The 23,547-nt window shown below is 73.9% G+C and carries 17 protein-coding genes; 12 read left to right on the top strand and 5 right to left on the bottom strand.

What is annotated here, in order from left to right; genetic code table 11:
• The 3 genes from GSF22_RS11590 to pdhA form a co-directional block, all read right to left on the bottom strand.
• Positions 1 to 405, bottom strand: a 405-nt coding sequence (locus tag GSF22_RS11590; RefSeq protein WP_307803926.1) for a biotin/lipoyl-containing protein, incomplete at its 3' end; no start/stop codon positions are given.
• Positions 402 to 1,436, bottom strand: coding sequence for an alpha-ketoacid dehydrogenase subunit beta (locus tag GSF22_RS11585; protein WP_208813534.1), 1,035 nt, complete (start codon positions 1,434 to 1,436; stop codon positions 402 to 404). The genes GSF22_RS11590 and GSF22_RS11585, both read right to left, overlap by 4 nt.
• Positions 1,436 to 2,602 (bottom strand): pyruvate dehydrogenase (acetyl-transferring) E1 component subunit alpha, encoded by a 1,167-nt coding sequence (gene pdhA / locus GSF22_RS11580; RefSeq protein ID WP_208813533.1) that lies wholly within the window; start codon positions 2,600 to 2,602, stop codon positions 1,436 to 1,438. The genes GSF22_RS11585 and pdhA overlap by 1 nt, the downstream gene beginning before the upstream one ends.
• 104 nt (positions 2,603 to 2,706) lie before the next feature.
• Between pdhA and GSF22_RS11575 the strand changes: the two genes are divergently transcribed.
• From GSF22_RS11575 to GSF22_RS11520, 12 genes are all read left to right on the top strand, one after another.
• The gene (locus GSF22_RS11575) at positions 2,707 to 3,213 is read left to right on the top strand and encodes an Lrp/AsnC family transcriptional regulator (RefSeq protein ID WP_208813532.1); all 507 of its coding nucleotides are present in this window, start codon (positions 2,707 to 2,709) and stop codon (positions 3,211 to 3,213) included.
• A 108-nt stretch (positions 3,214 to 3,321) separates the two neighbouring features.
• Positions 3,322 to 4,599, top strand: a complete 1,278-nt coding sequence (locus GSF22_RS11570; protein WP_208813531.1) for an MFS transporter — start codon at positions 3,322 to 3,324, stop codon at positions 4,597 to 4,599.
• Positions 4,596 to 5,735, top strand: a complete 1,140-nt coding sequence (locus GSF22_RS35390) for a hypothetical protein (protein WP_208813530.1) — start codon at positions 4,596 to 4,598, stop codon at positions 5,733 to 5,735. Before GSF22_RS11570 ends, GSF22_RS35390 begins: the two co-directional genes overlap by 4 nt.
• A 120-nt stretch (positions 5,736 to 5,855) precedes the next feature.
• A complete protein-coding gene (locus GSF22_RS11560; RefSeq protein WP_208813529.1) occupies positions 5,856 to 7,409 on the top strand; it encodes an MFS transporter in 1,554 nt (517 codons plus the stop codon).
• The gene (locus GSF22_RS11555; RefSeq protein ID WP_307803925.1) at positions 7,406 to 9,649 is read left to right on the top strand and encodes an MMPL family transporter; all 2,244 of its coding nucleotides are present in this window, start codon (positions 7,406 to 7,408) and stop codon (positions 9,647 to 9,649) included. Before GSF22_RS11560 ends, GSF22_RS11555 begins: the two co-directional genes overlap by 4 nt.
• 372 nt (positions 9,650 to 10,021) lie before the next feature.
• On the top strand, positions 10,022 to 11,983 hold the full coding sequence (locus tag GSF22_RS11550; RefSeq protein ID WP_208813528.1) for a CoA transferase: 1,962 nt from the start codon (positions 10,022 to 10,024) through the stop codon (positions 11,981 to 11,983).
• On the top strand, positions 11,980 to 13,635 hold the full coding sequence (locus GSF22_RS11545) for a class I adenylate-forming enzyme family protein (protein ID WP_208813527.1): 1,656 nt from the start codon (positions 11,980 to 11,982) through the stop codon (positions 13,633 to 13,635). Before GSF22_RS11550 ends, GSF22_RS11545 begins: the two co-directional genes overlap by 4 nt.
• Before the next feature lie 19 nt (positions 13,636 to 13,654).
• The gene (locus tag GSF22_RS11540; protein WP_208813526.1) at positions 13,655 to 14,941 is read left to right on the top strand and encodes an acyl-CoA dehydrogenase family protein; all 1,287 of its coding nucleotides are present in this window, start codon (positions 13,655 to 13,657) and stop codon (positions 14,939 to 14,941) included.
• Between the two features lie 103 nt (positions 14,942 to 15,044).
• Positions 15,045 to 17,510 (top strand): hypothetical protein, encoded by a 2,466-nt coding sequence (locus GSF22_RS11535; protein WP_208813525.1) that lies wholly within the window; start codon positions 15,045 to 15,047, stop codon positions 17,508 to 17,510.
• Positions 17,507 to 20,032, top strand: a complete 2,526-nt coding sequence (locus tag GSF22_RS35685) for an aminotransferase class III-fold pyridoxal phosphate-dependent enzyme (protein WP_208813524.1) — start codon at positions 17,507 to 17,509, stop codon at positions 20,030 to 20,032. The genes GSF22_RS11535 and GSF22_RS35685 overlap by 4 nt, the downstream gene beginning before the upstream one ends.
• A 147-nt stretch (positions 20,033 to 20,179) precedes the next feature.
• Positions 20,180 to 20,437, top strand: coding sequence for an acyl carrier protein (locus tag GSF22_RS11525; protein WP_208813523.1), 258 nt, complete (start codon positions 20,180 to 20,182; stop codon positions 20,435 to 20,437).
• Positions 20,434 to 21,669: a beta-ketoacyl-[acyl-carrier-protein] synthase family protein gene (locus GSF22_RS11520; RefSeq protein ID WP_208813522.1), complete on the top strand. Its 1,236-nt coding sequence runs from the start codon at positions 20,434 to 20,436 to the stop codon at positions 21,667 to 21,669. Before GSF22_RS11525 ends, GSF22_RS11520 begins: the two co-directional genes overlap by 4 nt.
• Before the next feature lie 75 nt (positions 21,670 to 21,744).
• Here GSF22_RS11520 and GSF22_RS11515 read toward each other — a convergent pair whose 3' ends face one another.
• Both GSF22_RS11515 and GSF22_RS11510 read right to left on the bottom strand, forming a co-directional pair.
• Positions 21,745 to 22,419 (bottom strand): TetR/AcrR family transcriptional regulator, encoded by a 675-nt coding sequence (locus GSF22_RS11515; RefSeq protein ID WP_208813521.1) that lies wholly within the window; start codon positions 22,417 to 22,419, stop codon positions 21,745 to 21,747.
• Between the two features lie 181 nt (positions 22,420 to 22,600).
• Positions 22,601 to 23,458, bottom strand: a complete 858-nt coding sequence (locus GSF22_RS11510) for a phytanoyl-CoA dioxygenase family protein (protein ID WP_208813520.1) — start codon at positions 23,456 to 23,458, stop codon at positions 22,601 to 22,603.
• Positions 23,459 to 23,547: the final 89 nt, after the last annotated feature.

Here is a 23,547-nt window from a genome sequence, read left to right as displayed (position 1 = left end):
GGACCGGCGGCGCCGCCGACCGGAGGCGCCGTGACCGGTGCCGTACCCGATCAGCACGTTGCCGGAGCCGGCCCGCTCCTCCTCGCGGTAGACGGCGTGCCCGGCCGGTTCGGTGGCCGTCGACGCCACGTCGCCGCCGGCACCGGACGTCGTGTCGACCGGGGCGACGGTGACCAGCGGCTGTCCCACCGGCCGGACCTCGCCCGGCTCCCCGTGCAGGGCCACCACCCGCCCGGCGTACGGGCAGGGCACGTCGACCACCGCCTTGGCGGTCTCCACCTCGACCACCGTCTGGTCCACGGTCACCAGGTCACCGACCGCGACCCGCCACTGCACGATCTCCGCCTCGCTGAGCCCTTCGCCCAGGTCGGGCAGGAGGAAGACCCGGTCGGTCGTGGTGCTCATGCCGCCCCCTCCATTCGGGGCAGCCAGCGCGGGTCCGGCTGGTCGTCCCACTGGAGCCGGGCCACCGTGTCGAGTACCCGGTCCACGCCGGGCAGGTGGGTGTGTTCCAGCATCGGCGGCGGGTAGGGGATGTCGAGCCCGCTGACCCGCAGCACCGGGGCGTGCAGCGCGTGGAAGCAGCGTTCCTGCACCCGGGCGGCGATCTCCGCGCCGACCCCGGCGAAGCCCTGCGCCTCGGTGACCACCACGGCCCGGCCGGTACGGCGGACCTCGGCGGTGACCGTGGCGTCGTCGAACGGCACGATGCTGCGGCAGTCGACCACGCCCAGGTCCCAGCCCTCCTCGCGGGCCGCCTCGGCGGCCTCCAGGGCCACCGGCACGGCCGGCCCGTAGGCGATCAGGGTGGCGTCCCGACCGGCCCGGCGGACCACCGCCCGCCCGATCGGCTCGGTACGCGCCGGCAGCACCGCCTCGGCACTGGAGAAGTAGAGCTTCTTGGGCTCCAGGAAGACCACCGGGTCGTCGTCGTCGATGGCCGCGCGCAGCAGCGAGTACGCGTCGGAGACGGTGGCCGGGGTGACCACCTTGAGTCCCGGGGTGTGCGCGTAGTACGCCTCGCTGGAGTCGCAGTGGTGCTCGACCCCGCCGATGCCGCCGGCGTACGGCACCCGGATCACCATGGGCACGCTCAGTCTGCCCCGGGTCCGGTTGCGCAGTTTCGCCACGTGCGAGGCGATCTGCTCGAAGGCCGGGTACGCGAACGCGTCGAACTGCATCTCGACCACCGGTCGCAGCCCGGACATGGCCAGGCCGACGGCGAAGCCGACGATGCCGGCCTCCGCGAGCGGGGTGTCGAAGCAGCGCCGGTCACCGAACCGGGCCAGCAGCCCGTCGGTGATCCGGAAGACGCCGCCGAGCTGCCCGACGTCCTCCCCGAAGACGACCACCCGGTCGTCTGCGGCGAGCGCGTCGGCCAGCGCCGCGTTGAGCGCCTTGGCCATGGTGGTCTTGACTGCCGGCGTGTCGGCCATCAGGCGTCCCCTTCGGTGTCCCGGGCGGCGGCCAGTTCGGCGCGGACCTGCTCGCGTTGCTCGCGCAGCTGCGGGGTGGGCTCGGCGTAGACGTGGTCGAAGAGGCTGAGCGGGTCGACGGCGGGCGCGAGGTTCATCCGCTCCCGCAGGTCGGCCGCGTACGCCTCGGCCTCGGCGGCGATCGCGGCGACCGCCGCGTCGTCGAGTGCGCCGGCCCCGCGCAGGTACGCCTCCAGCCGGGTGACCGGGTCCCGGTCACGCCACGCCTCGACCTCGGCGCCGTCGCGGTAGCGGCTGGCGTCGTCGGCGTTGGTGTGCGCCTCCATCCGGTAGGTGTGCGCCTCGACCAGGTAGGGCCCGTTGCCGGCGCGGGCGTGCGCGACGGCCCGGGTCAGTACGGCGAGGACCGCCATCGGGTCGTTGCCGTCGACCTGCTCGGCCGGTACGCCGTAGCCGACGCCCTTGTAGGCCAGCGACGGGGCGGCGGTCTGCCGGGACAGCGGCACGCTGATCGCGTAGCGGTTGTTCTGCACGAAGAAGACCACCGGGGCCTTGAACACGGCGGCGAAGTTGACCCCCTCGTGGAAGTCGCCCTCGCTGGTGGCGCCGTCGCCGATGAAGACCAGCGCCACGGTGTCCCGGCCCTGGTACGCCTCACCGTAGGCGAGCCCTGCGGCGTGCACGGTCTGGGTGGCCAGCGGGGTGCACTGCGGGGCGGTGTGCCGGGCGGCGGGGTCGTACCCGCAGTGCCAGTCGCCGCGCAGCAGGGTGAGCACCTCCACCGGGTCGATGCCCCGGGCGGTCAGGGCCATCGACTCCCGGTAGGTCGGGAAGACCCAGTCGGTGTCCCGGACGGCGAGCACCGCGCCGACCTGGCAGGCCTCCTGCCCCCGGGAGGACGGGTAGACCGCCAGCCGGCCCTGCTTGGTCAGGGCGGTGGCCTGGACGTCGAAGCGCCGGCCGACGACCATGCGCCGGTACAGCTCCCGCAGGTCGGCGGTGGACGGCTCGGGGTAGTCGGGATGGGCCGGCAGCCGGCTGCCGGTCTCGTCGAGCATGCGGACCGGTTCGACGGCGGGCAGCAGCGCGTGGGCCGGGTCGGTCGGGGTGGCCGACCGGCGGCTGCGGGGGGCTGCTCTGCGGACCGCCCGGGGTGCGGTGGTCACGGCGGTACCTCCTGGACGTGTGGTGGCCCTATGCTCACGGCTGCGGATAGTTGACTCAAGATCAACGAAAAACGCGGGACGATTGGACGATCGAGGGGGCGGATGTGAGCCAGGAAGCCCAGCCGGAAGGGGCCGTCCCCGGCGAGCCGGGACGATCGGCCCGACCCCTGGACGAGGTGGACCGGCGGATCCTGGACGCCCTGGTCCACGACGGCCGGCTGTCGATCCGGGCACTCGCCGAACGGGTGCACGTCTCGCGCACCAACGCGTACGCCCGGGTGGAGCGCCTGCTGCGGGAGGGGGTGATCACCGGCTTCCGGGCCCAGGTCGCACCGGAGTCGGCCGGACTCGGCACATCGGCGTACATCGCATTGAAGATAGAGCAGAACACCTGGCGGGAGGTGTCCGCCGAACTGGCCCGGGTGCGCTACATCGAGCACGCCGCCCTGCTCGGCGGCGACCACGACGTGCTGGCCCTGGTCCGCGCGCCGGACAACGCGGCGCTGCGCGACGTGGTGCTCGGGCAGGTGCAGAGCATCGCCGGGGTGCTGTCCACCCGGACCTGGTTGGTCTTCGAGGAGTTCGACGGGACGCAGAACCCCTGGCTGTGACGGGTACCGGGTACCCCTACCAGGTTAGGGGCCGCCCGGTCTGGAGTGCCGCACTAGACCGTCACTACCATCGGCGGCGCTGGGCAACGACGATCGATGGGTGGCGCGGTGGCGGAGACGGACGGCCGGCAGACCCGGCGCAGGAGCATCGTCGGCCTGCTGACCCTGGGCATGGCGTTCCCGATGCTGGTGCTGTACGCCCTCGGCGTGCTCGGCCCCCTGCTCGTCGACGACCTCGGCGTGTCCCGGTCCTCACTCGGTTCACTGGTCTCCGCGTCGTTCGGGGTCGCCGCAGTCGGCTCGCTGTGGGCCGGCGCGGTGGTCGACCGGATCGGCGTACGGGCCGCCGTGGTGCTGCTCTTCGTGGTCTCCGGTACCGCCTCGCTGCTGATGTTCGCCAGCACCGGGGTGGCCCTGCTGGCCGTCGCCGTGTCGGTCTCCGGGCTGGCCCAGGCGCTGGCCAACCCGGCCACCAACCGCACCATCGTGGAACAGCTTCCCGCCCCGGACCGCGCGGCGGCCACCGGGGTCAAGCAGTCCGGGGTGCAACTCGCCGCGCTGGCCGCCGGTCTCTGCCTGCCACCGCTGGCGGCGGCCGCCAACTGGCGGGTGGCCCTGGGCGCCGCCGCACCGCTGGCCCTGGCCGCCGCCGTGGGCAGCCTGCTCGTCCTGCGTCGACCGGAGCGGGACCGGGGGGTGTCCGGCCCGGCGACGAAGCCCCCACCGGCCCGCCTGCTCCCGAAGCCACCGAACGCCTTCCTGGCCTGGATCATGACCGGTCAGCTCTTCCTCGGCTGTGGCCTGGCCACCCTCAACGTCTTCCTCCCGCTCTACGTGCACAGCGACCTCGGCGTCCCCGCCTCCCGCGCGGCCCTGCTGGTCGCCGCGTTCGGGGTGGCCGGCATCGTCGCCCGGATCGGCTGGACCCGGCTGGCCGGCCGGCAGCAGCTGCTCAGCCCGCTGCTGGCCGGGCTCGGCGCGGCCGCCGCCGCCTCCGCCGTGCTGCTGTGGTCCAGCCGGTACGGCGGGGTCTGGCTGGCCGTGCTCGGCACGGTCGGCATCGCGGCCACCGCGGTGGCCGCGAACGCGGTGGCCATGCTGCTGGTCGTCCGGGACCGGCGTACCGGCCCGATCGGGCACGCCTCCGCGCTGGCCTCCCTGGGCTTCTTCGCCGGCTTCGCGATCAGCCCACCGCTACTCGGTCTGGTCGCCGACGTCGCCGGCTTCGGCACCATGTGGCTGCTGCTGGCCGCCCAGTTCGCCCTGGCCGGTGCCGCCGCGCTGCGGCTGCGGTCGCGGGAGGTGGCACCCGGCCCGGCTGAGGCCCCGACCACGCCGACCGCCGTCCCGGCCGGGGCGGGCCCGGGCAGCCGGGGCGCGTCATGACACTCGACGAGGCCCGGCCGGCACCGACCGGGCGTCCGGCAGGCGCGCTGACCACCGGTGAGATCGGGACCGCGCTGGCGCACCTGACCGCCCGGGTGGAACGCATCCACCGGGCCGCCCCGGAGCAGGTGCCGCTCTTCGCCGACCCGGCGACCGGCGAGTGGACCACCAGCCGTCGGGGTTCCTGGGTCGGCGGGTTCTGGGTGGGTCTGCTCTGGTTGCGCGCCACCGTCACCGACGACCCGACCGCCGCACCGGCCGCCGCACAGTGGACGGTCCGGCTCCGCGACCGGCTCGACGACGACACGGTGACCCGGGCGATGACCTGCTGGTACGGTGCGGCGCTCGGCGTCCGGCTGCACGACGACCCGGCCGCCACCGGGCTGGCCCGGCTCGGCGCCGGGGTGGTGGCCCGCTGCTACGACCCGGACCTCGGGGCCGTACCGGTGGGTACCGCGTTCGGGCTCGGCGAGGTGGGCCGGCACCGCGTCTCGGTGGACAGCGCGGGAGCCCTGGTCCGCCTGCTCTGCTGGGCGGCGGACGACGGCGGCGACCCCCGGTTGCGGACCGTGGCCGCCCGGCACCTGGACCGGTTCACCGCCGGTGACCCGACCGGCCCGGTACCGGTGGAACTGGACCGGGACCCGGCGACCGGTGCGCTGGTGGACCGGCACCCCGGCGGCTCCTGGGCCCGGGGCGAAGCCTGGGCGCTGCTGGCCACGGTGGACGCCCACCTGGCCCTCGGTGACGGGTACCGGCCGGCGGCACAGGCCGCCGCCGAACGCTGGCTGACCCGGCACGGTGACCGGGTACCCGCCGACCGGCCGGAGCGCCCGGACGGTCTGCTCGACACGGCGGCGGCGGCCATCGCGGGGTACGCCCTGCGGAAGCTCGGTGCCGTCGGGCTGCCGGACGCCGAGCGGTACGCCTCGGCGGCGGACCTGCTCCTGGCCCGGCTGGTCCGGGAGCACCTGGGTGGCTCCCCCGGCGTGGACGCGCCACCGGGGATGCTGCGCGGTGGCTGTTACGAGGTCCGGCCGGGGCAGCGGCGTGAGGTGGAGACGGTGTGGGGGACCTTCTTCCTCACCGCCGCGCTGGCGACTGCCGCCGGGCGGATCCACCCGACCGTGCTGTGACCCCGATCCGGTTCCCGCTACCCCAGAAACGTCTCCCCGGACCCCGGTCCGGCCGTCTTCACTAGAGTGCGACTCTAGTGTTCGACTACACTGAGGGCTCCACTGACGAGCGGGAGTACCGTGCGCGAGAAACGTGACCGCTGGCTGATCCTCGGCCTGCTGACCGCGGTCGAATTCCTGGTCTTCCTCGACATCGCGATCGTCAACATCGCGCTGCCGTCGATGCGGTCCGACCTGGGCATGACAGAGGGACAACTGGCCTGGGTGGTCACCGCCTACCAGCTGGTCTTCGGTGGCTTCCTGGTCCTCGGCGGCCGGGCCAGCGACACCCGGGGCCGCCGCCGGGTCTACCTCACCGGCCTGGTGCTGTTCACCGTCGGATCGCTGGTCGCCGCGCTGGCCACCGGGCCGCTGGTACTGATCACCGCCCGGGGTGTGCAGGGGCTCGGTGCCGCCGCGCTGGTACCCACCGCCCTGGCCATGATGCAGACCGTCTTCGGCGGCACCCCCGAGTACAACCGGGCCTTCGGTATCTGGGGCGCGATGCGCTCCGCCGGCGCCTCGTCCGGGGTCGCCCTGGGCGGCATCCTCACCCAGCTCGCCGGTTGGCCCTCGGTCTTCCTCATCAACGTGCCGCTCTGCCTGCTGGTGCTGGTCCTCGGCTGGCGGGTACTGCCCCGGGACGAGCCGGGGACGGGACGTCGACTCGACGCCGGGGGCGCCACCCTGATCACCCTCGGCATGCTGCTGGTGGTGGCCGCGTTCGGCGAGGGCGGCGGTGGCTTCACCTGGGTGCACGCCGGGGCGCTGATCGGCGGTCTGGTCCTGTTGGCGCTCTTCCCGATGGTCGAGTCCCGGGTGGCCGACCCGCTGGTGCCGCTGCGGCTGTTCCGCTCCCGGGCGGTCAACGGCTCGCTGCTGGCCAGTTTCCTGGTCGGCATCTCCCACCTGGCGCTGTTCTACTTCCTCTCGCTGCACCTGCAACAGGTCGCCGGGTACAACGCCCTGGAGGCCGGACTGGCCATCCTGCCGGTCGGTCTGATGGTGGTCACGGTGGCCACCGTGGTGCTGCCGAGGATGCTGGACCGGTTCGGCCCGCGCGGCGTACTGCTGATCGGGTTGACCAGCCTCACCCTGGCGCTGCTCTACTACGCCCGGATCCCCGACGACCCGAACTTCCTGGTCGACGTCCTGCCCGGCGGTGTCCTGGTGGCGTTCGGCATCCCGGCGGCCTTCGTCGGGGTGACCGTCCCGGCCATGCGGGCCGTCCAGCCGGAGGACAGCGGGGTCACCTCGGCGCTGGTCAACACGGTGCAGCGGCTCGGCGGCGGGGTCGGTGTGGTGGTGCTGACCGCACTGGGCACCGCGCTCGCCGGCCAGTCGGGCGCACCCGACGCCCCGGTCGACCACGACACGTTCCGGATCGGCCTGGTCGGCGCCGCCGTGGTGAACCTGCTGGCCCTGGTCGCCGCCGCGCTGCTGCTGCCCCGGCCCTCGGCACCGCCGGCCGCCGGTACCGACGGGGACGGCGCGACCGGCGAGACCGCCAGGACCGCCAGGACCGACGAGACCGGCGGGACCGACGAGACCGGCGGCGGGCCGGCCGACGACGACGACCATGACGATGCCGCCACGACGGTTCCGGCGGCCCCGCAGACGGGAGGACGGCCGTGACCGTCAGTGCACCCACCCGGCCGGCGACGGACCGCCCGACCGGCGACGACCTGCCGCCGGTCCCCACCGGGCCACTCGCCCGCCTCGGCGCCACGGTCGTCCGGTACCGCCGCGCGACGCTGGTGCTGTCCCTGCTGTTCACCCTGCTCGCCGCCGGGCTGAGCTGGACGGTGTCGGACCGGTTGGTCAACGGCGGATACATCCCGCAGGACGCCGAGTCGCAGCGGGCCGCCCGGTTCCTCGCCGACTCGTTCGGCGCGGGTACCGCCGACCTCGTCCTGGTGCTCACCGCCGACCGGCCCGCCGACGACCCCACGGTCGCCGACGCCGGCACCCGGCTCACCAGCGAACTGGACGCCCGTACCGACACCGCCGCCGTGCAGTCCTGGTGGAACACCGGCGAACCGGCCCTGCGCTCCACGGACGGCCGGTCCGCGCTGATCCTGGTCCGCCTGGTCGGCGCCGAGGACGAGCGGCAGGGGCACGCCAAGGAGCTGATGGCCGAACTCGACCGTCGGGACCTGCCCTTCAGCGTGCAGGCGACCGGGGAGAGCCAGGTCAACCGGGAGATCATCGAGCAGAGCGAGCAGGACCTGATCCGTGCCGAGCTGATCGTCACCCCGCTGACCCTGCTCATCCTGCTGCTGGTCTTCGGGTCGGTGGTCGCGGCCAGCCTGCCCGCCGTGGTCGGCGCGATCGCCGTGCTGGGCAGCCTGGCCGTACTCACCCCGCTGGCCGAGATCACCAACGTGTCGGTCTTCGCGCTGAACGTGGCCACCGCGCTCGGGTTCGGCCTCGCCGTCGACTACAGCCTGTTCATCGTCACCCGGTACCGGGAGGAACTGGCCCTGGGCCGGGACAGCCACCAGGCGGTCGTGGTGGCGGTGGTCACCGCCGGACGGACCGTGCTCTTCTCCGCCTGCACCGTCGCGCTGTCCATGTGCGGGCTGCTGGTCTACCCGCTGTTCTTCCTGCGCTCCCTGGCGTACTCGGGGATCCTGGTCGTCGGGTTCGGCGCGCTCGCCGCCGTCGTGGTCCTGCCGGCGGTGCTCGCCGTCCTCGGCCCGAAGGTGTTCCGCTGGTCGCTGCCGTGGGCCCGGGCGGACCGTGACGTCCGGGCGGCCGGCTTCTGGTCGGCGCTGGCCCGGACGGTGATGCGCCGGCCGGTGCTCACCGCCGGCCCGGTGATGCTGCTGCTGGTCGCCCTGGCGTTGCCGTTCACCCAGGTCCGGTTCGGTCTCGCCGACGCCAACGTGCTGCCCGCCGACGCCCCGGCCGCGCGGGCCGCCAACGTGGTCGAGCGGGACTTCGACGCGCACGCCATCGACGCGCTCACCGTCGCCCTGCCCGGCGGTACCGCCGACGCCCGGCTGGACAGCTACGTGCAGCGGATCTCGGCGCTGCCGCACGTCACCCACGTGGACGCCCCGACCGGCCGGTACGCCGACGGGGCGCAGGCCGTGCCGGCCACCCCGGCGCACGCCGCGATGGTCAACCCCGACGGGGTACGGCTGAACGTCGTGCTGGACGTGGACCCGTTCTCCGCCGCCGGTGAGCGGGTGGTCGCCCAGGTACGGGACCTGCCCGGCCCGGTACCCGCGCTGGTCGGCGGGCCCAGTGCCACCCTGGTCGACACCAAGGGCGTGGTCGGCGGCATGCTGCCCTGGGCGCTGGCGATCGTCGGAGTCAGCACCTTCATCCTGCTGTTCCTGTTCACCGGTGGCCTGCTGGTACCGGTGAAGGCGCTGGTGCTGAACCTGCTCAGCCTGACCGCCACCTTCGGCGTGATGGTCTACGTCTTCCAGGACGGGCACCTGAAGTGGCTGGTCGGGGACTTCACCGCCACCGGCTACCTGGAGGTCACCATCCCGGTGCTGGCCTTCTGCATCGCCTTCGGGCTCTCCATGGACTACGAGGTCTTCATGCTCTCCCGGATGCGCGAGGAGTACGTCCGGCACGGCGACAACGAGCGGGCCGTGGCGGTCGGTCTGGCCCGTACCGGCCGGCTGATCAGCGCGGCGGCGGTCATCGTGGCCAGTGTGATGGTGGCCCTGGCGACCTCCCAGCTCTCCCTGCTGAAGCTGCTCGGGGTGGCGCTGGCGCTGGCCGTCGTCACCGACGCCCTGCTGGTCCGGGCGGTACTGGTACCCGCGTTCATGCGCCTGGCCGGTCGGGCGAACTGGTGGGCCCCCGGCCCGCTGGCCCGCCTGCACCGCCGGATCGGTCTGCGCGACTCCTGAGCCGCCCCGCACGCCCGCCCGTCCGCTACGACCACCCTGCCGGCCGTAGCGGACGGGCGCCCGCACGATCCGGCGCGGACTGACAACCCTTAACCGGCATCGGGACAACCCGTGCCGGTCACCTCCGGTTAAGGGGTTTCCCGCCCCGCACCCCACATCCCGCTCCGGCACTGTCCATTCGCGCCAGTGAGGGGTGTTCACCTACGGTGGCACCCGGTTCACTGCTTTCGAGGCGAGCACCGCCGGTCGACCAGCGACCGGCGCGCACCGGCGCAATGGGCCGTCATCCGGCACGCCGGCCCGGCCACCGACCGGTGGCCCGGGACCGCTGGTGCCTTTTCAGTCGATTCCTATGAGGAAACGGGTGCGGTGATGATGGGTAGAAGCGACCATCGGGGCGTACCGGGAACGGACGACCCCGATTGTCGGGACGCGACGCCGACGGGGCACGGCGGCACGGCCGCCCCGGACGACGTCCCGGGTGTCCCCCGGCTGCTGGACGGCCTCGTCGTCTCCGGTGGGGTGTCACTGACCGCGACAGCGACCCTGATCGGGCACCTGGAACTGCTCGGTGCGACCCGCAAGCCCGACGAGACCGACGGCACCACCACCGGCGCGGGCGACGCGCTCCGGCTGAACGGTGAGACCGGCGACGCCGCGCTGGACTGCACGGTCTCCTGGGCCGGGCCGGTCGACCGGGACCTCACCGACGAGGTGGGCGTCCAGGCGGCCTGCGGCCTGATGGCCGTGCACGGCCGGGCCGAGGGCGGACCGAGCCGGATCGCGGTGGACTACGCCTCGGTGGCCGCCGGGATCGTCGCCGGGCAGGCGGTCCTGGCCACCGTGCACGCCAACCGGGCCGGCGCCGACATCCGGCAGGTCGAGACCTCGGTGGCGCAGACCGCGCTGCTGACGGTCAGCCAGTACCTCGCGGTGGCCACCACCGACGGCGACGACGACGCCCCACCCGCCTCCCCGCTGGCCGGACGGCGCCCGCCGTTCCTCAGCGCCGACGGGGTCCGGTTCGAACTGGAGACCCTCGACGCAGGCCCCTGGCAGCGGTTCTGGACGCTGCTGGAGGCACCGGAACCGGCGATCCGGCGCGGCTGGCGACCGATGCTGCTGCGCTACGCCAACGCCACCTCGGCGGTACCCCTGGAACTGCACGACACCCTGCGCCGGCACCCCTGGGACCGGATCGTGGCCGTCGCGGCGGAGTCCGGGGTGAGTCTCTGCCCCATCCGCAGCGAGGCGGACCGACACGCCGAGATCGCCCGGCGACCGCTGCCCCCGTGGTCGGTCCGACCGCACCCGGGGATCACCGCCACCGGCCTGCCGGCCCGCCCGGGTACCCCGACCGCCGACGCCCCGCTGGCCGGGCTCTGCGTGGTGGAGGCCACCCGCCGGGTCCAGGGCCCGCTCGCCGCGCACCTGCTCGGCCTGCTCGGCGCCCGGGTGATCCGGATCGAGCCGCCGGGCGGTGACCCGCTGCGCGGGATGCCCCCGATGCTCGGTGACGTCTCCTCCCGGTTCCTCGCCCTGAACCGGACGAAGGAGACCGTGGAGATCGACATCAAGGATCCCGCCGACCGGGACCGGCTGCGCGCCCTGGTCGCCGACGCCGACGTGTTCCTGCACAACTGGCTGCCCGGCCGGGCCGAACGGCTCGGGCTCGGTGCCGCCGACTTCGCCCGGGTCAACCCGCAGATCGTGTACGCGTACGCCTCCGCCTGGGGTGACGAGGTGACCGGCGAACCACCACTGGGCACCGACTTCATGGTGCAGGCCTACTCGGGCCTGGCCACCCAGGTCTTCGCCGACGGCAACCCGCCCCGGCCATCGCTGATGACCCTGCTCGACGTGCTCGGCGGGCTGCTCTGCACCGAGGGCGTGCTGGTGGGCCTGCTGGCCCGGCAGCGCGACGGGGTCGGCCAACTCGTCGACACCTCCCTGCTCGGCGCGGCCACCCAGCTCCAGACGTACACCGGCCGGCGGGCCGGGGTCGGCGGGGAGGCGCCGCCCTGGCAGGTCTGGGACCGGCCGTTGACCACGAACGACGGTGCGGTCGCCGTCCGGATCGGCACCGACGCCGACGTGACCACCCTGTTCACCGCGCTGGGGCTCGACCCCGTCGGGCGGGACCCGGCGCACCTGGTCAGCCGCACCGCCGGGCAGTCCGGCGCCGAGCTGGCCGCCCGGCTGCGCGCCGCCGGTCTGTCCGCCACCGAGGTCACCACCGACCTCGACGGACTCGGCACCGACCCCCGCTTCACCGCCGCCCTGACCAACGAGGGCGCCTGCTTCGTCCGCGCCCCGTGGAGGTTCCTGCCGTGACCGGTTCCCTCAGCACCCACGACCTCGTCCCGTCGGACCTGCGCCGCGAGTGGGCGGCCCTGGGCCTCTACCCCGACCGGACCCTGTTCGACCTGTTCCGTGAGCAGGTCGCCGCGCACCCGGACCGGGCGGCGGTGATCTGCGACGACGGCACCACCACGTACGCCGAGCTGTACGGCGCGGTACTCTCCTTCGCGGCGGCCCTGCACTCCGCCGGGGTACGCCCCGGGGACGTGGTGGGCAGCCAGCAGCCGAACGGCTGGCGGTCCTGCGTGGTGGACCTGGCGGTCGCCGCGATCGGCGCGGTGGTGCTGCCGTACCCGCCGGGCCGGGGCCGCCGGGAGACCTTCGCCCTGCTGGGCCGGTCCGGGGCCACCGCCACGGTGACGCCGGTGCACTGGGACAACTTCGACTACGCGGCGACCCTCGACTCGCTGCGGGGCGAACTGCCCGCGCTGCGCACGGTCTTCGTGATCGGCGGCGAGCACCCGGGCTGCCTGCCCGCCGACCCGGTGATGGACCGGGGCAACCGGGTCGACCCGGCCGCCCCGCTGCCGGAGTGGATCGTCGACGGTGACCCGGACGGTCCGGTGCGCATCCTGGTCTCCTCCGGTTCCGAGGCCGAACCGAAGATGATCCTGTACTCGCACAACGCCCTCGCCGGGGGGCGGGGTGCGTTCATGAGCGGCATCGCCGGCGGGGTGTCCCCGCTGCGCAACCTGTTCCTGCCGCCGCTGGGCACCTCGTACGGCTCGCTCGGGTCGTTCATCACCATCGCCTGCCACGGCGGCACGCTGATCCTGGTGCGGAAGTTCTCCCCGGCGGCTGCGGCCCGCGCGGTCCGGGAGCACCGGCCCACCCACGTCTTCGGGGTACCGGCGGTGTTCCAGCTGATGCTGGGCAGCGCCGAGTTCGCCGACGTGGACACCGACAGCATCCGGGCGGTGGTGAGCGGCGGCTCCAAGATCGACACCAGCACCATCGAGGAGTGCATCGCCCGCTTCGACTGCAACTTCGTCAACCTGTACGGCTCGGCCGACGGGGTCAACTGCTACACGGACCTGGACGACCCGACGGAGAAGGTGCACACCACGGTCGGCCGGCCCGACCCGAGGATCGCCCGGTTCCGGATCGTCGACGGCGAGGGCCGGGACGTCCCGCAGGGCGAGGAGGGCGAGATGATCTGCCGGGGGCCGCTCTCCCCGATGTGCTACGTCAACGCCCCCGAACTGGACGCCCGCTACCGCACCCAGGGCGGCTGGGTCCGCACCGGCGACCTCGGCTTCGTCGACACCGACGGCTACCTGACCGTGGTCCGCCGGATGAAGGACATCATCATCCGGGGCGGCAAGAACATCAGCCCGGTCGAGGTGGAACTGCTCGCCACCCGGCACCCGGCGGTACGCGCCGCGATCTGCCTCGGCGTACCCGACCCGGTGCTCGGCGAGCGGATCGGCCTGATCGTGGTGCCGGAGGCCGGCAGCGCGCCGGGCCTGCCCGAGCTGACCACGTTCCTCACCGGACTCGGACTGGAGCAGGGCAAGCTGCCCGAACGCCTGGTCGTCGTCGACGACCTGCCGCTCGGCGCGGCCGGCAAGGTCGACAAGCCGAAGCTGGCCCAGCTCTTCACCGACGCGCCGGTACCGGCCTGAGCGGGCGGGAGGGACACCGATGGACGCCATCATCTCCGACGAGATCCGTACGCTCCGCGACGAGGTGCGCGGATTCCTCGACGAACACCTGCGGCCGGTCGAGCCGGCCCTGCGCACCGCCGGGCCGGACGAGCGCCGCAAGCTGGTCGCCGAACTGCGCGAACTGGCCGCCGAACACGGCCTCTGGGGCGCCGCCCGGCCGGTCGAACTGGGCGGCCGGGGCCTGCCCTGGGCCGGCTGGGCACACGTCGCCGAGGTGGAGGGGAGCTACCTGGAGGGGCCGGCCGTGCTCGGCTCGGCCAGCCTGCTCGACCTGACCATGCTGCACCGGCACGCCGGGCCGTGGCTGCGGGAGCGGTACCTGCAACCACTGCTCACCGGGGAGATCACCCCCTGCTACGGGATGACCGAGCCGGGGGTCTCCGGCTCGGACCTGCTCCAGATGCGCACCCATGCCCGCCGGCAGGGCGACGAATGGGTGATCAACGGCCGGAAGTGGTTCTGCAAGGTCCGGGGCGCCGACTTCATGACGGTGTTCTGCCGTACCGGTCCGGCCGGCGCGTCCAACCGGACGGCCTTCTCGATGATCCTGGTGCCCACCGACGCACCCGGCTTCGAGATCGTCCGGGACCTGCCGCTGCTCGGGGACACCGGCGGGCACGCCGAGATCCGGCTGCACGACGTGCGGGTACCGGCCAACCACCTGCTCGGCCCGGAGGGCGGCGGGTTCGGCATGGCCATGGAACGTCTCTCGCTGGGCCGGCTGCTGCGCGCGCTGACCTGGGTCGGGCAGGCCCAGCGGGCGTACGACCTGATGTGCGCGCGGCTGCGCAGCCGACGGACCTCCACGGACCTGCTGGGCGACAAGCAGCTCATGCAGTTGCACGTCTTCGACAGCTACACCGAGATCGCCTCGGCCCGGCTGATGCTGCACCACGCCGCCGCCCTGCTCGACGCCGACGATCCGCAGGTGGCCACCGCGGTCAGCGCCGCGAAGGTGGTCGCCTCCCGGATGTTCCAGCACGTCACCGACCGGGCGATCCAGGTCTACGGCGCCGAGGGGCTCAGCGACGACACACCGCTGAGCGGGCTGTTCCGCGAGGCGCGGACCACCCGGATCTACGACGGCCCGGACGAGGTGCACATCCAGGCGGTCGCCCGCCGGCTGCTGGCCCGGCCCGAGCCGGCCCCGCCGCGCCCACGCGCGGACCGGACGGTGCCGGCGGGCCCGGATACGGACCGGACGGCACCATCGGGCCCGGGTACGGACCGGACGGGGCCGGAGCAGTCGGCGCCCGTGTCGTAACGCCGGCCGCGTCGCGGACGCGGTCCACCCACTGACCCCGATCGCCGGTGCCGGCGCAGTGTCGCGTCGGCCCCGGCGATGGGAACGCTTCCAGGGGAAGATCATGCACAACGAGAGCAGCCCGTCCGGGCCCGCGACCGGCACCCCGGCCCTGCTGGTGGTGACCGTCGGCGGTCGGCCCGGCTTCCTCGCCGGGGTGCGCCGGGGCCTGACCGACCTGACCGTCGGCGGTCCGGTACGCCTGCACCTGCCGGTCCCCGCCGGCCCACCCGAACCCGACACCGACCGGCACCCGCCCGCCGCGTACGCCGACATCGTCGGCCGGGCCGGCGACTTCGTCGCCGACACCCTCGGCGACACCGAACTGCACCTGCTGACCGCGCCGACGCTGGACGACGTACCGGCCGTGGTCGACGCGGTACACCGACGGCAGCCGTGCCGACTGGCGCTGCTCCTGGTCGACGCCGAGGGCGCCGGGCTGGCCTGCGACGCCTTCCGGGACGAGGCCGACCGGGCCGTCGAACGGGTCGCCGCCGCCCTGCCCGCCGCGGTGGCCGCGGAGTACGCGCCCTACACGGTCCACGTCTACGACGAGCCGGCCAAGCACCACGTCCAGCCGGTCGCCCGGTACACCCTGCGGCAGCTGCCCACCGAGAGCTGGGTCCTGGCCGCCGACACCGCCCGCGCGCTGGCCGACCTGGTCGAGACCCGGTACGCCCGGCCGGCCCCACCGGTCGGTGGCACCGCCGAACGGACCCTCGGCGCCGCGCTGCACGCCTTCCTCACCGACCGGGCCGGCGACCGCTGGGGACTGCACTACTACACCGGCTCGGTGGTGGCCGCGCTGATCGAGGACCTGGAACGGCGGTCCCGGGACACCGGCAACCCGGTCCTGCGCGGGCCGAGCGAGCACAGTCTCGCCGCCGGGGCGATGGCCCGCTGGACACTGGACGGCGCGCCGTTCCTGATCGTGGTGACCAGCGGAATGATCGACGAGTTCCGGGGCACCCTGGCCAACCTGCGCCAGGCCGGGGCACGCGGGTTCATCGTGGTCGCCGACTCGTTCCCGGACCGCTGGTACCCGTTCCAGGGCACCGTGCACACCGACGAGGACACCCGGGAGGTGCTGCGGGCCCGCCGCATCCCGGCGGTCTACCTCAACCGCACCGCCGACCTGGCCACCGACCTCGCCGAGGCGTTCGCCGCGTACGACGCCGCCGAGGGACCGGTGGTCCTGCTGGCCACCCCGTCGGTGCTGGAGGCCAGCGCGCCCCCGCCGCCGGTACCGCCCCGCCCGGCCCCGGCCAGCCGAGGCGTGACCGTGGTCGCCGACGACGTGCTGACCCCGGTGGTCCGGCTGCTCAACGAGACCCCGGCGACCCTGTTCTGGCAGGTCGGGGCGGCCGACGCGGACGAGGTGGAGCTGGTGCACACGGTCGCCCGTCAGGTCGGCGCGGCCCTCGGCGACTCGCTGGCCCGCCCCGGGACCGTGTCGGCGTACCGGGACGGCCGCCCGGTCGAGGAGTACCTCGGCACCCTGGGCATGTACGGCTTCAGCGGCCGGGTCTTCGACTACCTGCACCGGGACGGCCGGCTGCGGCCCCGCGACGAGCAGTACCTGTTCTTCCTCGGCAGTCGGATCTCGGAGGTCTGCTCGCCGTTCTCCGAGCGGGCCCTGACCCGGCAGCTCCGCACCGTGCAGGTGACCGCGAACCCGGCGCACCTGGCGCCGTTCGCCACCCACGCGGTACCGGCCCGGGTCGGTGACTTCCTGCGCGCCATCCGGGACCGCCTCGACGTGGACCCGCAGGTGCTCGCCCGGCGCCGGCAGGCGATCCGGGCGGCGACCGACGTGCCGGACCCGCTGACCCTGCTGCCCAGCCGGCCGATGTCGGTCAACTACTTCCTGCACCGGCTGAACGCGGTGCTCGAGCAGCTCATCCGGTACGAGGGCTACCGCTACACCGGGGTGTACGACGTCGGCCGGGGCGGGGCGGCGGCGGTGCGCAACCTGGCCCGCACCGGCCCCGGTTTCTCCGGCTGGTACGGCCGGGCGCTGATGGGGGACGCGTTGCAGGCCATCCCCACCATCGCGCTGACCCGCGACGACAACGTGCTGGCCTTCGTCGGGGACGGCGCCGCCGCCCTGGTGCCGGACATCATGCCGTCGCTGATCCAGCAGCTCTGCGTCGAGGGCCACCGGCTGCGCGGCAACCTGAGCATCTTCCGGCTCTGCAACGGTGGGCACTCGATCATCCGGACCTACCGGGAGGCCCGGGCCGGGGCGCCGACCGGCAACCAGACCACGGTGCTCAACCTCATCGACGACGACTGGTACCGGGTGTTCGGTACCACCCCGGTCACCCACCGCCGCCTGGACGAGGTCGACGACGTGCTGCTGCGCGCCGAGCTGACCCGGCCCGGCGCGGTGAACCTCTACACGGTCCTGCTGGCCCACAACAACGAGGGTGACGGGCTGAGCCTGCTCTCCGCACGGAGCTGGCACGCCGCCCCGGCCCGGCCGCGCAGCGGCGGCGTACCGGCCACCCACGGACAGGAGCTACGGTGAAGTTCGGATTCCTCGCCCACCCCACCACCACCGGGCAACGCCACCTGGTGCACGCCGCCGCCCTGGTGACCGACCTGGTCGGGCGGCGGCCCGGCTGGCCCGAGCCGGAACGGCAGCGCGGCTCGCTGCCGGTGCCGCTGCTGCGCTCGCTGACCTCGCCGACCGGCGCGCACTGCACCGGGGACGTGCGGTACCTGCCGTACACCGCCGACCAGATGCTGCGCCAGCACGGTGCGGCGGCGGACCACGTGGTGGAGGAGATCCGCAAGCTGGCCAAGGACGGCGCGCAGATCGTCGGCCTCGGCGGGGCCAGCTCGATCGTCGGCGACCGGGGCCTGTGGACCGCCGAACAGGTCGGCAACGTCTTCCTGACCAGTGGCAACTCGCTGACCTCGCACTCGGCGCACGAACTGGTCCGGCACGTGGTGGGCCTGCTGGGCCGGTCCCCGGAGCAGACCCGGGTCACCGTCATCGGCTACCCGGGCTCGATCGGGCTGGTCGTCACCAAGCTGCTGCTCGACGACGGCCACCTGGTCGACGTGGTGCACCGGCGCAGCGCCAGCAACCTCGACTCGCTGGTCCGCTACCTGAGTGAGGAGCAGCGGGAACGGGTCCGGTTCCTGTCCGACGTGTCGATGTCGTACCCCCGGTCGCGGATCTTCGTGGCCGCCTCGTCCAGCGGCGGCATCATCGACACCGACCGGCTGCTGCCCGGTTCGGTGGTGATCGACGTGGCACTGCCCCGGGACGTGGCCGAGCCGCCGCGCGGTCGCCGGGACGTGCTGGTCCTCGACGGTGGCATGGTCTCCGCACCGGGCGGGCTGTTCGCCACCGAGGGGCCGCTGCCGGCACCCACCCGGCAGCTCAACGGGTGTCTGGCCGAGACCATCGTGCTGGCCCTGGAGGAGCGGGCCGAGCACTGGTCGCTCGGCCGGGAGCTGGACCCGGACCGGGTCCGCGAGATCGGTGTCCTGGCCCGCCGGCAGGGGTTCAGCGCCCTACCGGCGGCGAGTTTCGGCCGGCTGGTGTCGGACCGGCAGATCGAGCAGCTCGCCGGGTACCACGGCGACGGCAGCACCGGGAGCGGTGCCGCCGGGCACCACACCGGTCGGGACGTCCGGCAGGAGACAACCGAGCGGTTCCGCCGGTACGTCAACCCGCCGATGGCCGACTTCATGCGCGGGCACGGCATCGACCACGTCTTCTCCTCGGCACGGGGGGCCACCCTGACCACCCCGGAGGGGGTGGACTACCTGGACTTCGTCGCCGGGTACGGCTGCCTGAACCTGGGGCACAACCCGCCCGCCGTGGTGGACCGGCTGCGGGGTTTCCTGGACTCCGGGGCACCCAGCTTCGTGCAGTACGTCTCGATGCCGGTGCACACCGCGGAACTGGCCGAACGGCTCTGCGAGATCGCCCCCGGGCAGTTGGGACGGGTCTTCTTCAGCAACTCCGGTACCGAGGCGGTGGAGGCGGCCCTGAAGGTCGCCCGCGCCGCCACCGGCCGGAAACGACTGGTGTACGTGGAGAACAGCTACCACGGCAAGACCCTCGGCGCGCTCTCGGTGACCGGCCGGGCCACCCACCGGGACCCGTTCGGGCCGCTGCTGCCGGACTGCGTGGCGGTCCGCTTCGGTGACGAGCAGGCCCTCGCCGACGCGCTCGACGGGGCGGCGGCGTTCATCGTGGAGCCGGTGCTCGGGGAGGGCGGGGTCGTCCTGCCGCCGACCGGCTACCTGCGGCGGGCCCAGGAGCTGTGCCGCCGGGCCGGCGCGGTGTTCGTCCTCGACGAGATCCAGACCGGGTTGGGGCGTACCGGCAAGATGTTCGCCGCCGAGCACGACGGCCTGGAACCGGACGTGATCTGCCTGGCCAAGTCGCTCTCCGGCGGCCTGGTGCCGATCGGTGCGACGCTGATGCGCGCGGAGCTGTGGGACGCCGCGTACGGCAGCCCGGACCGGTGCGCGCAGCACAGCTCGACCTTCGGCGGCGGCAACTTCGCCGCGGTCGCCGGGCTGGCCACCCTGGACTCGCTGGCCTACTTCGACATCCCGGCGCGGGCCGAGCGGATCGGCCGGTTGCTGCGGGAGCGGCTGGCCGAGGTGTGCGCGCCGTACTCGTTCGTCCGGGAGGTACGCGGCATCGGCATGATGAACGCGATCGCCTTCGACGCGGACATGTCCGGTGCCGGACTGGCGCTCGCCGACGACCTGCTCACCCGGCTGCCCGGCGAGCTGCACGAGGTGGCGGCGTGGCTGCCGGTCGACGCCCGCCGGGCGCTGGCGCAGACCGCCTCGGCGCTGGAGGGCATGCTCGGCGACCTGCTCTGCCTGCGCGTGGTACGGGGTCTGGCCGAACAGCACCGGATCCTCACCTACGTCACCGCGAACCGCAGCCGGGTGCTGCGGATCCAGCCGCCGCTGATCCTCACCGAGTCCGAGGCGGAACGGTTCGTCGGCGCGGTCGGGGCGGTCGCCGCCGACCTGTCCTTCTTCGCCGACCTGGCCGCCGCCCGCGCCTGACCCGACCCGGCCGCCACCGCCGCGCGACAGGCCGACCCGGCCGCCACCGCCGCGCGACGGGTCCGGCCCTTCGGGTCCGTCGCACACCACCGACCTGTTCACCGGTGACCGTCGGTCCACCGGACGCACATCCGAGAAAGGCACACGATGAACCACGACGACGCCCTCACCCTGGTCCGTGACATCCTCACCGACCACCTCGGCCTGGACGCCGAGCAGATCGTGGCCGGGGCGAACATGCGCGAGGACCTCGGCATGGACTCCCTCGACGCGGTCGAGATGATCAGCGCCCTGGAGAAGCAGATCGGCACCCGGCTCGACCCGGCCGAGATCGAGGCGGTGCAGACCATCGCCGACGTCGTCGACGTGCTGCTGCGGCACAGCCCGGTCGGGGCCCTTCGGTGACCGGGACGCGGGTGCTGGTCACCGGGCTGGGCCCGGTGACCGGCATCGGGGTCGGCGCGGAGGATTTCCTGCGCGGGCAGCTCACCGGGCGCAGCGGGGTACGCCGGCTCACCCGGTGCTCGGCGGACGGGCTGCCGGTCGGCATCGCCGGTGAGGTGGACCTGCCCGAGCACCTCGCGCCGAGCCGGCGGCAGTTGGCGGTCACCGACCGGCTGGCCCACCTCACCCTGGCGGCGGCCCGGCTCGCGCTCGACGACGCCGGACTGGACCCGGCCACCCTGGACCGGACCCGGGTCGGGGTGGTGGTCGGCAGTGGTGTCGGCGGCATGGAGACCTGGGACGCCACCGGGGAGGCGTACGCCACGGGCGGGCCGGGGGCGGTCAGCGCCCGGTTCATCCCCCGGGCCATGAACAACAGCGCCGCCGCAGTGGTCTCCATCGAGTACGGCTTCACCGGCCCGGTGGGCGCCACCGTCACCGCCTGCGCCTCCGGGGCGGACGCGCTGGTCGCCGCGCACCAGATGCTGGTGACCAGGGAGGCCGACGTGGTGCTCGCCGGTGGCGCGGACGCCCCGTTGTCCCGGCAGATCCTGGCCGGCTTCGGCCGGATGCGGGCGCTGTCCGGCCACGACGGTGACCCGGCCGGGGCGAGCCGACCGTTCAGCGCCGACCGGGACGGATTCGTCCTGGCCGAGGGGGCGGCGATCCTGGTGCTGGAGACCGAGGAGCACGCGGCGGCCCGGGGCGCGACCGGCCTGGCCGAGTTCGCCGGCTACGGCCGGGCCGCCGACGGTTTCCACATCACCATGCCGCAGCCCGAGGGGGCCGGGGCGGCGCGCGCCCTGGACGCGGCGCTGCGCCGGGCCCGGCTCACCCCGACCGACGTGTCGTACGTCAACGCGCACGGCACGGGTACCCCGTACAACGACGCGGCCGAGGTGCAGGCGCTGCGGACCGCCCTGGGCGAGTCGGCGACCCGGGTACCGGTGTCGTCGACGAAGTCGCAGACCGGTCACGCCCTCGGTGCGGCGGGGGCGATCGAGGCGGTGGCGTCGGTGCAGGCGCTGCTCACCTCGACGGTGCCCGCGACGCTCAACCTGGACCGGCCGGACCCGGCGTTCGGGCTGGACTTCGTGACCGGGGAACCCCGGGAGACCAAGGTGACGGCGGTGCTGTCCAACAGCTTCGCCTTCGGCGGTCACAACGTGGTGCTGGCGTTCACCCGGGCCTGAGACGTGGTGCCGGCGTTCACCCGGGCCTGACCGGCGCCAGGGGCCGACCGGCACCGGATCGCACCGGCACCGGGACTACGGTGCCGCCGCGCTGGCGGCGGCACCGTCGGGCCGGTCCGCCGTGCCGTCGCCCAGCAGTTCGGTACCCAGCATCCGCAGCACCCACCGCTCCCACTCGGCCACCGGCCAGCCCCGCTCGGTGACCATGAGGTGGTACATCTCCGGGCCCAGCAGGGCGTACGCGATGTCGGTGGCCCGGGACACCGTCAGGCCCCCGGGCAGCGGGTGCTTGCGGGCCAGTGCGGTGACCAGGCGACGCTGCACGGCCCGTCGCTGTTTCTGGTTGTGCAGCCACAGCTCGCCGACCTCGTCCTCGCTGCCGGCGGTATCCCGCATGACCTGGAGCAGTGGCGCCACCCGGCGGTAGATCGACCCGGCGGCCCGGACCTGGATCTCCAGTTGGCGGCGCGGGTCCGGCTCCGCCACGGCCTCCCGCAGCCAGGGGCGTTGCAGGGTCGGTACCGGTTCGTCGTCACCGGCGACGTTCCGGTCGACCAGTTCCTTGAGCAGGGCACGTTTGTTGCCGAAGGTGAAGTACACGGTCTGCACCGCGACCCCGGCCCCGGCGGCGACCTCCTTGATGGTGGTCGCCCGGTACCCCTGGCTGACGAAGAGACGCAGCGCCTCGTCGAGGATCTTCTGGCGGGCGGTACCCATCGGCGTCCGCTCCCGCCGCTGCTCGCCAGGCACCCGGTGGCCCTCCCTCGTTCGCCGGTCACCCACACGTCACCCGGTGACTCCCGGCTGCGACTGGCGGTGATCGCGGAAACCTTACCGGGTACCGGCGACCGGGACACGCAGGCCGTCCCGGACGGCCGGCCGACCGGCGGGGCGCCGGGCACCGCCGGGCCGACGAGGTGGCCGGCCCCGGTCACTCGACGCCCATCACCAGGCCCTCGATGGTGTGCTTCTGCCGGATCGGGGTGAGCACGTCCACCACCCGGCAGGTCAGATGGTCCCGGACGGCGGCCGGCAGCGTCGCGTGGTACTCCCGGGTGACCGCCATGTCGTGCCGTTCGTGGTTGCCCGCGCCGGGCGCGTCCACCCCGAGCACCAGCACCGGCCGGGCGACCCCGGAGACGTTGGGGGTACCCCGGTGGATGGTCAGCGCCGAACGCGCGGAGATGTCGCCCCGCTGCGGGTACGTGCGGACGGCCCGCCGGGCGTAGCGCGGGTACCGGTCCTGCGGCGGGAACATCCCGTGCGCGAAGTCGCTGTCGTCGTCCCACTGGGTGCCGGGGGCGATCTCGAACGGACCCATCTCCTCGACGGTGTCGACCACGGTCAGGTTGAACGCCAGGGAGGTCAGCCGCCGCTCCCGCCGGGTCGCCTCGGGCATCGGGAAGTCCCGGTGCCAGGGCTGGTACGCCGCGCCCGGGAAGGGGGTGTCGAAGCCGAGTTCGACGATGCGGTAGTCGTCGCCGAGCACCTCCCGGCAGACGGCCACCACCCACGGGTGGGTGGTCAGTTCCACGAAGCCCCGCAGCTGCTCGGGGTGGATCTCCACGTAGTACCGCTGCGGTCCCCGGCCCACCGCGCCGTCGGGGCGGGCGACGGCCTCCCGGAAGGCCGCGTCCACGTCCTCGGCCACCCGGTCCACCCAGGCCACGTCGAACGCGCCCCGGCAGGCGGTGATGCCCCGGGTGTAGAGCTCGGAGCGGGCGGTGGCGATGCTGGCGTCGGCCGGGCCGAAGGCCGTCGATTCCGTCGTCACGTCGTGCTGTCCCATCCGCTCCTCCTCGTCCGGCACCACACGGCATTATTCCAACGTTGTAAATGAACCGCCACCCCCACCCGGCCGCCCGGCCGTACCCCCAC

This window comes from Micromonospora echinofusca (assembly GCF_017614955.1).
Lineage (GTDB): Bacteria > Actinomycetota > Actinomycetes > Mycobacteriales > Micromonosporaceae > Micromonospora > Micromonospora echinofusca_A.
This window is presented reverse-complemented; position numbering and strand designations above follow the sequence as displayed.

Bases quoted from the DNA above. Each gene is read 5' to 3' on its own strand.
- GSF22_RS11585 (WP_208813534.1), bottom strand. From the start codon at position 1,436: ATGGCCGACACGCCGGCAGTCAAGACCACCATGGCCAAGGCGCTCAAC.
- GSF22_RS35390 (WP_208813530.1), top strand. From the start codon at position 4,596: ATGACACTCGACGAGGCCCGGCCGGCACCGACCGGGCGTCCGGCAGGC.
- GSF22_RS11550 (WP_208813528.1), top strand. From the start codon at position 10,022: ATGATGGGTAGAAGCGACCATCGGGGCGTACCGGGAACGGACGACCCC.
- GSF22_RS11540 (WP_208813526.1), top strand. From the start codon at position 13,655: ATGGACGCCATCATCTCCGACGAGATCCGTACGCTCCGCGACGAGGTG.
- GSF22_RS11535 (WP_208813525.1), top strand. From the start codon at position 15,045: ATGCACAACGAGAGCAGCCCGTCCGGGCCCGCGACCGGCACCCCGGCC.
- GSF22_RS11525 (WP_208813523.1), top strand. From the start codon at position 20,180: ATGAACCACGACGACGCCCTCACCCTGGTCCGTGACATCCTCACCGAC.
- GSF22_RS11510 (WP_208813520.1), bottom strand. From the start codon at position 23,458: ATGGGACAGCACGACGTGACGACGGAATCGACGGCCTTCGGCCCGGCC.